Source organism: Streptomyces iranensis (assembly GCF_017874715.1).
Lineage (GTDB): Bacteria > Actinomycetota > Actinomycetes > Streptomycetales > Streptomycetaceae > Streptomyces > Streptomyces iranensis.
Genome location: NZ_JAGGLR010000003.1, coordinates 1 through 10,713 on the forward strand (window position 1 = coordinate 1; position 10,713 = coordinate 10,713).

The window sequence follows — 10,713 nt, forward strand, 5'->3', positions numbered from 1 at the left end:
CCGTCGCCCGTCGCCCGTCGCCCGTCGCCCGTCGCCCGTCGCCCGTCGCCCGTCGCCCGTCGCCCGTCGCCCGTCGCCCGTCGCCCGTCGCCCGTCGCCCGTAAGCGTCCAGCCTAACGGAATCCGGCGGCCGGACACCGCTGTTTCCGCAGGTCGAGGTAGGTTCGTTCACGTCGTCGGGCGACATGATCCGATCCTATCGCGCGCTGTTCGAGGGTCGCGGAGAGTGATCCACGCCGCACATTTGGCAAGGGTGGTGTGGCATGCCATGGCCGATCGCGAGGATGGCGGCATGAGTGACTGGGGAATCGCCCTGATTGCCGCGGGCTCGGCGATCGCGGGCAGCGTTGTAACCGGCTGGTACACCCGCGGCGCCGGGCTCCGGCAGGCCGCCGCGGCACGGCACGCGGGGGATCGCCAGGCGGACGCGCTACTCGAATCGGTTCGCATGACGCTTCGCGCGGAGTCCGCCAACCGCGAGTTCGCCCTTCGCCGTCAGATCTACGCGGAGTTCCTCGGAGCCGCAGAGGCGAGGATCCTCACCGAGCGGAACGGCCGGGGCCAAGCCGACGACGACGTTCTGCTGCAACGAGCCTTGAGCGGGGTACTCCTGGAAGGCCCACCCGACGCCGCTGCCGCGGCACAGCACCTCGTCGACTGTCTGCGGCGCCATGAGAGGCCGGACGAACTCAAGCGTGCGAAGCTGGCCTTCGTATCGGTGGCGCAGGAGTGCTGCCGGTCCCGGTGACCTTCCGTGGACCTGGCTCAGGTGCTGCCCTGCCTGGCTGCGGAATCGGCCGGAACCGTGGCCGCGGCGGACGTGGCTCCCGCTCCCGCAGGCTGGTGAGGGGTTACCAACTGCTCTTGGTCACCCCGGGGAGTTCACCGGCGTGTGCCATCTCGCGCAGCCGGATGCGGGACAGCCCGAAGGCGCGTAGATGGCCGCGGGGGCGGCCGTCGACGGAGTCGCGGTTGCGCACGCGGGTGGCGCTGGCGTCGCGGGGCTGGCGGCGCAGCTCCCGCTGGGCGTCGAGCCGTTCCCGCGCCGGGGTCCCGGGGCCGGCGATGACCGCCTTCAGCTCGGCGCGGCGCTTGGCGTGGCGGGCCACGATCACCCGGCGTTTCCCGTTCTTGGCGATCTTGCTCTTCTTGGCCATCAGACCTTTCCTCCCCGGGCGCGGATGCGGGTCACGGCGGCCTCGATGCCAATGGCGTCGACGGTCTTGATGGCCTTGGCGCTGAGGGTGAGGCGGATGTGACGGCCCTCGCTCGGCAGCCAGTAGCGCTTGCGCTGGACGTTGGGGTCGAACCGGCGCCTGGTGCGGCGGTGCGAATGCGAGATGTGGTGCCCGAAGCCGGGCCGCCGGCCGGTGAGCTGGCAGTGGGCGGACATGGTTCCTCCTGGTTCTCGTTTCTCTGAGGAGGCAGCACTGTAGCAGCTAGATGAAAATGAAAACCAACTCCATGTATGCTGTGGGGCATGACCCGGAACGAACTACGCCCAATCATCAAGCTGAGGTCCACGGCGGGCACCGGCTACACGTATGTGACCCGTAAGAACCGGCGGAACGATCCCGACCGGCTGACCCTGCGCAAGTACGATCCGGTCGCCGGCCGCCATGTCGACTTCTCGGAGGAGCGCTGACCGCCATGAAGCCCGGTATCCACCCCGCGTACCGGCCCGTCGTCTTCCGCGACCGGGCCGCCGACTTCGCCTTCCTCACCCGCTCCACCGCCACCAGCGACCACACCGTCGAGTGGCGGGACGGCAACACCTACCCGGTCATCGACGTCGAGATCTCCTCGGCGAGCCATCCCTTCTACACCGGCAACCAGCGCGTCGTGGACACCGCCGGCCGCGTCGAGCGGTTCGAGCGGCGCTACGGAGACCGCCGGAGGGGCCGGTGACCGCGGGCGGGAACCGGCTGGCCGTGGCGGTCGTGGGCGGACTGCACGCCGACGCCCGCCGCGCCGCCGTCGAGGAGATCCTGCGCACGGTGCCCGGCTCCGTGGCGCTGCACCACGATCTGTCCGCCGCCACCGACCGCGCCGTGCGCCGCACCGTGCGCGATGCCTCCGGGCCGCTCGGCGAGGGCGAGGCGCCGCTGGTGAACGACTGCGCGTGCTGTGCGCTGCGCGAGGACATGGTCCCGGAACTGCTGCGCCTGGCCATGGGCGGTGGGCACCGGCTCGCCGTCGTCGAGCTGTGGGACTCGGTCGAGCCCCAGGCCATGGCCGCCGTCATCGCGGCCGAGGGCGCGCCGCTGGAGCTGACCGGGGTGGCCACCGCGGTCGATCCCGCCCTGATGGTGCCCTACCTGTCCAACGGCGACGACCTGGCCGACGTCGGTCTCGCCGCGGCCCCGGCCGATCGGCGCACGGTTGCCGACACCTTCGCCCGGCAGCTGGAGTACCCCACCGTGCTCGCCGTCGCCGAGGACACCACATGTGAGGAGCCCGCTGACGACGGCGATCAGGCGTTGCTCACCCAACTCACCCCGGGCGCAGGTCGGGTGCGGCTCGGCGAGGGGGCCCTGGGGCCCGCCCTGCTCCAGGGCTTCGATGTAGAGGCGGCGGCCGTCCGTCAGCATCCGGCGTGTGCGCTGCTGCCCCAGGACAGTGACGATCACGGGGTGAGCACCCTTGTCTGGCGCCGCGAACGCCCCTTTCACCCGGGCCGGCTTCATACCGCGCTGGAGGATCTGACCTGCGCCGCGGCCCGTAGCCGGGGCCGCTTCTGGCTGGCGGACCGGCCCGACACCCTGCTGTCGTGGGACGCGGCGGGCGGGGCGCTGTGCGTGGAGTCGGCCGGGCCGTGGCTGGCCGCGCTGCCGGACGCCGCCTGGGAGCTGGTCCCGGCCGAGCGGCGGGTCGCCGCCGCGCTCGACTGGCACCCCGGCCACGGCGACCGCTGTCAGCACCTCACCTTCACCTCACCCCGCCTCGACCGCGACAACGTGCTCGCCCTGCTCGACTCCTGCCTGCTCACCGACGCCGAGTACGCGGCCGGGCCGGGCGGCTGGAAGCACCTCTCCCATGCCTTCGACGAACTGCTCGATCCCGCGGCGTGAAGCGCGGGTCGAGCCCCGTACAGAACAGGACACACCATGTCTCGACGTATCGGCACCAAGCGCCAGGACGTCAAGCGCCGCCGCGTCAACCCCCTCGATGCCGCCGGCATCACCTACGTCGACTACAAGGACACCGACATGCTGCGGAAGTTCATCTCCGACCGGGGAAAGATCCGCAGCCGCCGGGTCACCCATGTGACGCGACAGCAGCAGCGCCGGATCGCCCGCGCCATCAAGAACGCCCGCGAAGTGGCCCTGCTGCCCTACGGCTCCCGATAGCCCCTCCGCGCCGCCCGCGACCCTCCTGCCGACCCCGGTCGGGAGACGCGGTGGCGCGGCGCCAAAGTGCCCCGCCTGCCCCAGATTCTCCCCGGGGTTGTCGCGGCGGATTCCCCGGCTTGTGGGGGTCCGGAATCGATCGTGGATTGCAAGGTCAGTAAGTCGGATAGCCTGGGAAAATGTTGACCGAAGTCACCGCGATCCGGTATGTCACGCCCTTGCGTGAGGGCGGATCGCTGCCGGGCATCGTCGAGGCCGACGATCTGGGCACCTACGTCATGAAGTTCACCGGCGCCGGGCAGGGCCGCAAGACCCTCGTCGCCGAGGTCGTCTGCGGTCAGCTGGGCCGCCGGCTGGGGCTTCGGGTGCCGGATCTGGTGCGGATCCAGCTGGACCCGGTAATCGGTCTGAGCGAACCGGACCAGGAGGTGCAGGAGCTGCTCAAGGCCAGTGGCGGGCTCAACCTCGGCATGGACTACCTCCCCGGGTCGCTCGGCTTCGATCCGCTCGCCTTCGAGGTGGGCGCGGAGGAGGCCGGGCGGGTCGTGTGGTTCGACGCGCTCATCGGCAATGTGGACCGCTCCTGGCGCAACCCCAACATGCTGGTCTGGCACGGGCGGCTGTGGCTCATCGACCACGGCGCCACGATGATCTGGCACCACGGCTGGCGCGGGCTGGACAAGGCCGCCACCAAGCCGTACGACGCCTCCGACCACGTCCTCGCGCCGTTCGCACCGGACATCGCCGCGGCGGGCCGGGCCCTCGCGCCGCGGATCACCGAGGAGCTGCTCACCGAGGTGGTGGCGGACGTCCCCGACGAATGGCTGACCGACGAGCCGGGCTTCGACGGCCCGGACGCGGTGCGCCGCGCCTATGTCGAGGTGCTGCTGGAGCGGGCGGCCACGGTGGGGACGAGGATCACGCTCGCGGAGCGCGCTGGTGAGGGGCCGTCCAAGGCCCCCGAGTGGCTGCGGGTGTGGGTCGACGGAAAGGCGTCGCGGTGAGCGGGTTCCACAATGGCCGGGATGTCTTCGAATACGCCGTACTGCGGGTCGTCCCCCGGGTCGAGCGGGGTGAGCAGATCAACGCGGGCGTGGTCGTCTACTGCCGCGCCACCTCCTTCGTGGCGGCCCGGATCCATCTGGACGAGGACCGGCTGCGCGCCCTGGACCCCTCGGCGGACGTGCCCGCGGTACGGGCCGCGCTGCGTGCGGTCGAGTGTGTCTGCGGCGGGGGAGAGCGGGCCGGTCAGGCGGCCGGGGAGGACGCGGGACGGCGCTTCCGCTGGCTTGTGGCGCCGCGCTCCACGGTCGTCCAGCCGGGGCCGGTGCACACGGGTCTGACGGCGGACGCGGAGGCGGAGGTCGAGCGGTTGCTCGACCTGCTGGTGCGGTGACGCATCGGCTCAAAGCACGCGGAGGTGAGCGAGCACATACGGGCGGTCGTTGACAGGCGGTGGCGGGCCTCATAGCGTCTCGTGCGCAGGAGAGACTAAGCGGTTGCTCACTCCCGGGACCGGGACGGTGAGCCGCCATCGATGCGAGGGAGAACCCGCATGTCCACCACCGAGCAGCGCGTTGCCATCGTGACGGGAGCGGCCCGTGGCATCGGCGCGGCGACCGCCGTGCGTCTGGCCGAGGAGGGCCGCGTCGTCGCCGTGCTCGACCTCGACGAGGGGGCCTGTGCGGCCACCGTGGAGAAGATCACCGAGGCGGGCGGCAAGGCCATCGCCGTGGGCTGCGATGTGTCGGACGCCGAGCAGGTCGAGGCCGCCGTCGCGCGTGTCGCCGAGGAGCTCGGCGCGCCGACGATCCTCGTCAACAACGCGGGTGTGCTCCGCGACAATCTGCTGTTCAAGATGAGCGAGTCCGACTGGGACACGGTGCTGAACGTGCATCTGCGGGGCGCCTTCCTGATGTCGCGCGCCTGCCAGAAGCACATGGTGGACGCGGGCTTCGGCCGGATCGTCAACCTCTCCAGCAGCTCGGCGCTGGGCAACCGCGGCCAGGTCAACTACGCCGCGGCCAAGGCGGGCATGCAGGGCTTCACCAAGACCCTCGCCATCGAACTCGGCAAGTTCGGCGTCACCGCCAACGCCGTGGCGCCCGGTTTCATCGCCACCGACATGACCGCCGCGACCGCCGAGCGCGTCGGCATGGGCTTCGAGGACTTCCAGAAGGCGGCCGCGAGCCAGATCCCGGTGCAGCGCGTAGGGGAGCCCGCCGACATCGCCAACGCGATCGCCTTCTTCACCGGCGAGGCGGCCGGTTTCGTCTCCGGCCAGGTCATGTACGTGGCCGGCGGCCCGCTCAACTGATCAGGAGTCACGCAGCACATGACCGCGCAGATACAGGACAGCGGCAGGGCCGCGCTCATCACCGGGGCGAGCCGGGGGATCGGCTACGCCATCGCCGAGGCGATGGTGGCCCGTGGCGACAAGGTGTGCATCACCGGACGCAACGAGGACGCGCTGAAGGAGGCCGTGGAACGGCTCGGGACCGACCGCGCGATCTACGCCGCCGGGAAGGCCCATGACCAGGCGCACCAGGCGGCCGCCGTCGAGCGGACGATGGAGGCGTTCGGCCGGGTCGACCACCTGGTGAACAACGCCGGCACCAACCCGGTCTACTCGCCCATCGCCGATCTCGACCTCGATGTGATCCGTAAGGTCTTCGAGACCAATGTCGTCTCGGCGCTGGGCTTCGCCCAGCGGACCTGGAAGGCCTGGCAGCAGGAGAACGGCGGCACGATCGTCAACATCGCCTCGCTCGCCGGGATGTCGTCCTCGCCGTTCATCGCGGCGTACGGCGTCAGCAAGGCCGCCATGATCAACCTCACGGTGCAGCTCGCCCAGGAGTTCGCCCCGCGGGTGCGGGTCAACGCCATCTCCCCGGCGGTGGTGAAGACCAAGTTCGCCACCGCCCTGTACGAGGGGCGGGAGGACGAGGCCGCGGCGGCCTATCCGCTGAAGCGGCTCGGCGTGCCGGAGGACATCGGGGGCGCGGCCGCGTTCCTCACCTCCGACCAGTCGGCGTGGGTCACCGGCCAGACGCTCGTGGTGGACGGCGGCATCCTCCTGGGCGCCGGGCTCGGCTGACCGGCGCCCGGCCCGGCCCCGCGCCGCTGAGGCGGTCCGGGTGCGTGTGAGGCGTTGTCAGTGGCCGACGGTAGGTTCTGTGCCGGTAAGACGGAACACCGACCGGAGGTTGAAGACGTGCCCTATGTGCTGCCCGAGTCCTGGCGCGGGGTCCTCGGCGAGGAGCTGGAGAAGCCCTATTTCAAGGAGCTCACCGAGTTCGTCGAGGAGGAGCGGGCCGAGGGGCCGGTGTACCCGCCGCGCGAGGAGGTGTTCGCCGCCCTGGAGGCCACGCCGTTCGACCAGGTGAAGGTGCTGGTCCTCGGGCAGGACCCGTACCACGGCGAGGGCCAGGGCCACGGTCTGTGCTTCTCGGTGCGGCCGGGCGTCAAAACCCCGCCGTCGCTGCGGAACATCTTCAAGGAGATGAAGGAGGAGCTCGGCCACCCGGTGCCCGACAACGGCTATCTGATGCCCTGGGCCGAGCAGGGTGTGCTGCTGCTCAACGCGGTGCTGACGGTCCGGGGCGGCGAGGCCAACTCCCACAAGAGCAAGGGATGGGAGAAGTTCACCGACGCGGTGATCAGCGCGGTGGCCTCGCGCCCCGATCCGGCCGTCTTCGTGCTCTGGGGGAACTACGCCCAGAAGAAGCTGCCGCTCATCGACGCGTCGCGGCACGCGGTGGTGAAGGGGGCGCACCCGTCCCCGCTGTCCGCGAAGAAGTTCTTCGGGTCGCGCCCCTTCACCCAGATCGACGAGGCGGTCAAGGCCCAGGGCCACACCCCGATCGACTGGCGGATCCCGGACCTCGGCGCCTGACCGGGGCTAGAGCGTGTAGTCGAAGCTGTAGGGGATCTCGGACTCCCCCTGGACGGCGGAGAAGGTGCCCGATCCGGTGAGCCCGGTCAGCTCGCCGGTGCCGGATCCGGGCACCACCTCGAAGGCGCAGCGGACGGTGGCGTCCTCGCCCCAGCTGCCGTGCTGCACCACGACGAAGCTGCCCGCGCGCCCGTCGAGGGTGCCGGTCAGCAGCTCGTAGCCGCAGCAGACGCCGGTCTTGTCGGACAGATAGGTGATGGCGTACTGACAGCTGGTCCGCGGTGCCTCGATGCCGCCCGAGAAGGCGTTCGTGACCACGGCACGGGCCAGCTTGGCGCCGCCCTCGCCGCCCCCGCCGCCCTCGGTCTCATCGAGGACGGTCTCCTGCCAGTCGGCGTAGGTGAAGTGGCCGGTGGTGTGCGTGGTCATGGTTGGTCCTTTCCAGGGCCGGGATCGGCTGCGAACGCCACTCTGGCCGCCGTACCTGACACCTTCTGTCAGGTACGGCGGCGACAATGGACCGCATGCGCGCCGACCGCCTTCTCTCACTGCTTCTGCTGCTGCAGAACCGGGGCCGGATGACCGCGCCCGAGCTCGCCGCCGAGCTGGAGGTCTCGGTGCGCACCGTCTACCGCGATGTGGAGGCGTTGAGCGCCTCCGGGGTGCCGGTCTACGCCGACCGGGGCCCGGCCGGGGGCTTTCGGCTGCTCGACGGCTACCGCACCCGGCTGACCGGGCTCACCGGCGACGAGGCCGACTCGCTCTTCCTCGCCGGGATGCCGGGCCCGGCCGCCGAGCTGGGGCTGGGCGCCGACCTCACCACCGCCCAGCTCAAGCTGCGGGCCGCGCTCCCGGCCGGGCTGGGGGAGCGGTCCCGGCGGATCCAGGAGCGCTTCCACCTCGACGCGCCGGGCTGGTTCCGGGACGCCGAGCCGGTGCCCCATCTGGCGGCGGCCGCCGAGGCCGTATGGGAGCGGCGCGTCCTGCGGGTGCACTACCGCCGCTGGCGCGGCGAGGTGCGGCGCGAGCTGTGCCCGCTGGGCCTCGTCCTCAAGGGCGGCATCTGGTACCTGGTGGCGAGGGTCGAGGATTCCGTACGCAGCTACCGGGTGTCGCGGATCCTCGACGCCGAGGTGCTGGAGGAGGTCTTCGAGCGGCCCGCCGGATTCGACCTCGCCGCCTCCTGGGCGGAGTCGTCCCGCCGGCTGGAGTCCATGCGCTTCCAGGGCGAGGCCGAACTTCTGCTCTCCGAGCGCGGGGTGAAGCTGCTCCCGATGCAGTTCGGGGCGGTGGGCGCGGAGGCGGTGGCCGCGGCGGGCCCGCCCGACGACCAGGGACGACGGCGTGTCGTCCTCCCCGTGGAGTCACTGCCGGTCGCGGTCCACGACATGCTGCGGCTGGGCACCGACGCCGAGGTGCTGGGCCCGCCCGAGCTGCGGTCGGCCGTCGCCCGCGCCGTAGCCGAACTGGCCCGCCGTTACGCCGCGCCGGACGACACCCCTTGAGGCCCCGCCGCGCCACGACACGCCGAGCGGCGCGGGCGCGAGCGGCTAGGGTCGTCCGAAAGACGGGAGGCGGCGATGGCGGAAGCGCGGCAGCAGGCACCGGAGGGCGATGCCGTACTGACCCGGATCGGGCAGGCGGTCATGCTGCACCGGGGCGGCGACCGGGAGGAGGCGCGCAATCGCCTCGCCGCGCTGTGGCGGGAGATCGAACGGGACGGCGCCCCCTTTCACCGCTGCGCCCTCGCCCACTATCTGGCCGACACCCAGGACGACCCGCTCGACGAGCTGATCTGGGACCTGCGGGCGCTCGCCGCCGCCGAAGGGCTCACCGGGGCCCTGGCGCCGCGGGCGTTCCTGCCCTCCCTGCACCTCAACGTGGCCGCGGGCCATCTGAAGCTGGGCCAGGAGGAGGCGGCCCGGGGACAGCTGGCGCTGGCACGCGAGGCCGCCGGCGCGCTCGGCGAGGATCCGTACGGCGACGGGGTGCGGGCGGCCATCCTGCGGCTGACGCTGGTCCTGGAGGGCGCCGTCGAGGACTGAAGGTCCGGCTACGCCGCCTCCGCCAGCTCCTCCCAGCGGTCGGCGAGCGCCTTCAGCTTGACGACGAACCGTTCGCGCTCCGCCTCGTCGAAGGACTCCAGGAGGATCTTGTCGAGCCTGCGCGCCCGGTGGTTCGCCTCCTGAAGGGCCTCTTTGCCCGCGTCGGTCAGGTAGAGCAGCTTGCGACGGCCGTCGGCGGCCGCGGTCTTCCGGGCGAGCAGACCACGGTTCTCCAGCCGGCGGGCCACATCGGCCATGGTGGAGGTGTCCAGGGCGACGGCGGCGGCCATGGAACGCTGGTCCTGGCCGGGATGGGCTTCCACGGTCTGCAGCACCGCGAACTGAGGGCCGGTGAGGACTGGGTCCACTTCCCGTGCCCACACGGCGAGATACGCCTGGTAGAGACGGCGGACCTGATAGCCGGGCGCGGCTGTCAGGGCAGTGGGGGCCTCCGGCCCGGTTTGGGCGGGCGGGGTGGGATCAGTCATAGAACCTACTTAAGCACGCACGGTTGACGCCGAGGGACAGCGGGGCGGAGGCCGGCGGACCCTTCGGCCCCGGCCGCGGCCTCACCGACCGGTACCGAGGTGGACCGGTCCCGTACCGCCGGCGCTGCGACCGGCCGTCGTCGCGGCGCCGCTCCCGGCGGGGCGGGAGACCTGGCCGCCGAGCAGGCTCCCGGCGCCGGGCACGACGGGCGGCAGCCCGAGCTCCGTCAGGATGCGGAACGCGGTGGAGGTGGCCGCCGACAGCACGGGCAGCCCAGCCTCGTCCTCGACGGGCTGGATCGACGCCAGCGACGGCATCTGCACGCAGGCCGACAGCACCAGCGCGTCGGCCCCGCTCAGGTTCAGGCGGCGCCAGTGGTCGCGTAGATCGGCGGGGTCCAGACGGGCCACCGCCAGGTTGTCCGGGACTTCGAGGCTGAGCGCGTCGACCACCTCGATCCCGGCGTTCTCGATGTAGTCGACCACCTTGGCGGTGAGCTCCTTCATATACGGCGTGATGATCGCGACCCGGCGGGCGCCGAGTGCCTCGGCGCCGCTGAGCAGGGCGCCGGCGCTGGAGACCACGGGCGCCCGGGATCCCTCGGCCCGCAGCGCGGAGGTGATGTCGGCCTCCGCCACACAGTGGTGTCCGGGCCCCTGCGCCATGATGGCGACCAGGCAGGCGGTGGCGACGACGTCGGGCCGCGCGTCGGCCAGTTCGAGGGCGGCCCGCTCGGTCTGCGCGTTCATATTGCGCAGCTCGTCCGGGGTGACGTGCTTCATCCGCATCCGGCTGCTGTGGAAGACGAAGCGGTCGTCGGCCGCGATGGACTCCCGCGCTTTGAACATCCGGGGAAGCTCGGTCTCCATCGTCAGGTTGGAGCTGGGCACGATCAGCCCGATGTGATGGTCTGCCATGGGGTTGGTCCTCCGAA

At 71.6% G+C, this 10,713-nt stretch carries 17 protein-coding genes; 12 read left to right on the forward strand and 5 right to left on the reverse strand.

What is annotated here, in order from left to right; all coding sequences use genetic code 11:
- Window positions 1-292 precede the first annotated feature (292 nt).
- Window positions 293-748, forward strand: a complete 456-nt coding sequence (locus J2Z30_RS05980; RefSeq protein WP_044582347.1) for a hypothetical protein — start codon at window positions 293-295, stop codon at window positions 746-748.
- A gap of 103 nt (window positions 749-851) precedes the next feature.
- Here the strand turns inward: J2Z30_RS05980 and rpsN are convergent, their stop codons facing one another.
- On the reverse strand, window positions 852-1,157 hold the full coding sequence (gene rpsN, locus J2Z30_RS05985) for a 30S ribosomal protein S14 (RefSeq protein ID WP_044579398.1): 306 nt from the start codon (window positions 1,155-1,157) through the stop codon (window positions 852-854).
- The gene (gene rpmB, locus J2Z30_RS05990; RefSeq protein ID WP_044579400.1) at window positions 1,157-1,393 is read right to left on the reverse strand and encodes a 50S ribosomal protein L28; all 237 of its coding nucleotides are present in this window, start codon (window positions 1,391-1,393) and stop codon (window positions 1,157-1,159) included. The genes rpsN and rpmB overlap by 1 nt, the downstream gene beginning before the upstream one ends.
- Before the next feature lie 87 nt (window positions 1,394-1,480).
- Between rpmB and rpmG the strand changes: the two genes are divergently transcribed.
- The 9 genes from rpmG (at window position 1,481) to ung (ending at window position 7,245) form a co-directional block, all read left to right on the forward strand.
- On the forward strand, window positions 1,481-1,645 hold the full coding sequence (gene rpmG / locus J2Z30_RS05995; RefSeq protein WP_044582348.1) for a 50S ribosomal protein L33: 165 nt from the start codon (window positions 1,481-1,483) through the stop codon (window positions 1,643-1,645).
- A gap of 5 nt (window positions 1,646-1,650) precedes the next feature.
- Entirely contained in the window at window positions 1,651-1,908 is a 258-nt protein-coding gene (locus J2Z30_RS06000; RefSeq protein ID WP_044579401.1) for a type B 50S ribosomal protein L31, read from the forward strand.
- Window positions 1,905-3,071: a CobW family GTP-binding protein gene (locus J2Z30_RS06005; RefSeq protein ID WP_044579403.1), complete on the forward strand. Its 1,167-nt coding sequence runs from the start codon at window positions 1,905-1,907 to the stop codon at window positions 3,069-3,071. Before J2Z30_RS06000 ends, J2Z30_RS06005 begins: the two co-directional genes overlap by 4 nt.
- Window positions 3,072-3,107: 36 nt before the next feature.
- Window positions 3,108-3,350, forward strand: coding sequence for a 30S ribosomal protein S18 (gene rpsR / locus J2Z30_RS06010; protein WP_044579406.1), 243 nt, complete (start codon window positions 3,108-3,110; stop codon window positions 3,348-3,350).
- A gap of 179 nt (window positions 3,351-3,529) precedes the next feature.
- The gene (locus J2Z30_RS06015) at window positions 3,530-4,354 is read left to right on the forward strand and encodes a HipA family kinase (RefSeq protein WP_044579408.1); all 825 of its coding nucleotides are present in this window, start codon (window positions 3,530-3,532) and stop codon (window positions 4,352-4,354) included.
- A complete protein-coding gene (locus J2Z30_RS06020; RefSeq protein ID WP_044579410.1) occupies window positions 4,351-4,746 on the forward strand; it encodes a DUF3037 domain-containing protein in 396 nt (131 codons plus the stop codon). Before J2Z30_RS06015 ends, J2Z30_RS06020 begins: the two co-directional genes overlap by 4 nt.
- A gap of 159 nt (window positions 4,747-4,905) precedes the next feature.
- Window positions 4,906-5,667, forward strand: a complete 762-nt coding sequence (gene fabG / locus J2Z30_RS06025; RefSeq protein ID WP_044579414.1) for a 3-oxoacyl-ACP reductase FabG — start codon at window positions 4,906-4,908, stop codon at window positions 5,665-5,667.
- Window positions 5,668-5,685: 18 nt separating this feature from the next.
- Entirely contained in the window at window positions 5,686-6,447 is a 762-nt protein-coding gene (locus J2Z30_RS06030) for an SDR family oxidoreductase (protein ID WP_044579415.1), read from the forward strand.
- A 117-nt stretch (window positions 6,448-6,564) separates the two neighbouring features.
- Window positions 6,565-7,245, forward strand: a complete 681-nt coding sequence (ung, locus tag J2Z30_RS06035; protein WP_044579416.1) for a uracil-DNA glycosylase — start codon at window positions 6,565-6,567, stop codon at window positions 7,243-7,245.
- A 6-nt stretch (window positions 7,246-7,251) separates the two neighbouring features.
- Here the strand turns inward: ung and J2Z30_RS06040 are convergent, their stop codons facing one another.
- Complete coding sequence (locus tag J2Z30_RS06040) at window positions 7,252-7,674, reverse strand: DUF3224 domain-containing protein (RefSeq protein WP_044579417.1); 423 nt, start codon at window positions 7,672-7,674, stop codon at window positions 7,252-7,254.
- Window positions 7,675-7,769: 95 nt separating this feature from the next.
- On the opposite strand from J2Z30_RS06040, the gene J2Z30_RS06045 reads away from it, so the two are divergent.
- Entirely contained in the window at window positions 7,770-8,750 is a 981-nt protein-coding gene (locus J2Z30_RS06045; RefSeq protein WP_209468580.1) for a helix-turn-helix transcriptional regulator, read from the forward strand.
- Window positions 8,751-8,825: 75 nt separating this feature from the next.
- Window positions 8,826-9,290: a hypothetical protein gene (locus J2Z30_RS06050; protein ID WP_044579420.1), complete on the forward strand. Its 465-nt coding sequence runs from the start codon at window positions 8,826-8,828 to the stop codon at window positions 9,288-9,290.
- An 8-nt stretch (window positions 9,291-9,298) separates the two neighbouring features.
- Here the strand turns inward: J2Z30_RS06050 and J2Z30_RS06055 are convergent, their stop codons facing one another.
- Complete coding sequence (locus J2Z30_RS06055; RefSeq protein WP_020873756.1) at window positions 9,299-9,778, reverse strand: MarR family winged helix-turn-helix transcriptional regulator; 480 nt, start codon at window positions 9,776-9,778, stop codon at window positions 9,299-9,301.
- Between the two features lie 81 nt (window positions 9,779-9,859).
- Window positions 9,860-10,696, reverse strand: a complete 837-nt coding sequence (locus J2Z30_RS06060) for a maleate cis-trans isomerase family protein (protein WP_078957095.1) — start codon at window positions 10,694-10,696, stop codon at window positions 9,860-9,862.
- Between the last annotated feature and the right edge of the window lie 17 nt (window positions 10,697-10,713).

Excerpts from the sequence above, each read along its gene's own strand:
- J2Z30_RS06060 (WP_078957095.1), bottom strand. The coding sequence starts at position 10,696 with ATGGCAGACCATCACATCGGGCTGATCGTGCCCAGCTCCAACCTGACG.
- rpmG (WP_044582348.1), top strand. The coding sequence starts at position 1,481 with ATGACCCGGAACGAACTACGCCCAATCATCAAGCTGAGGTCCACGGCG.
- J2Z30_RS06015 (WP_044579408.1), top strand. The coding sequence starts at position 3,530 with ATGTTGACCGAAGTCACCGCGATCCGGTATGTCACGCCCTTGCGTGAG.
- rpsR (WP_044579406.1), top strand. The coding sequence starts at position 3,108 with ATGTCTCGACGTATCGGCACCAAGCGCCAGGACGTCAAGCGCCGCCGC.
- J2Z30_RS06050 (WP_044579420.1), top strand. The coding sequence starts at position 8,826 with ATGGCGGAAGCGCGGCAGCAGGCACCGGAGGGCGATGCCGTACTGACC.
- J2Z30_RS06000 (WP_044579401.1), top strand. The coding sequence starts at position 1,651 with ATGAAGCCCGGTATCCACCCCGCGTACCGGCCCGTCGTCTTCCGCGAC.
- J2Z30_RS05980 (WP_044582347.1), top strand. The coding sequence starts at position 293 with ATGAGTGACTGGGGAATCGCCCTGATTGCCGCGGGCTCGGCGATCGCG.
- J2Z30_RS06055 (WP_020873756.1), bottom strand. The coding sequence starts at position 9,778 with ATGACTGATCCCACCCCGCCCGCCCAAACCGGGCCGGAGGCCCCCACT.
- J2Z30_RS06040 (WP_044579417.1), bottom strand. The coding sequence starts at position 7,674 with ATGACCACGCACACCACCGGCCACTTCACCTACGCCGACTGGCAGGAG.
- J2Z30_RS06030 (WP_044579415.1), top strand. The coding sequence starts at position 5,686 with ATGACCGCGCAGATACAGGACAGCGGCAGGGCCGCGCTCATCACCGGG.
- fabG (WP_044579414.1), top strand. The coding sequence starts at position 4,906 with ATGTCCACCACCGAGCAGCGCGTTGCCATCGTGACGGGAGCGGCCCGT.
- rpsN (WP_044579398.1), bottom strand. The coding sequence starts at position 1,157 with ATGGCCAAGAAGAGCAAGATCGCCAAGAACGGGAAACGCCGGGTGATC.
- rpmB (WP_044579400.1), bottom strand. The coding sequence starts at position 1,393 with ATGTCCGCCCACTGCCAGCTCACCGGCCGGCGGCCCGGCTTCGGGCAC.
- J2Z30_RS06045 (WP_209468580.1), top strand. The coding sequence starts at position 7,770 with ATGCGCGCCGACCGCCTTCTCTCACTGCTTCTGCTGCTGCAGAACCGG.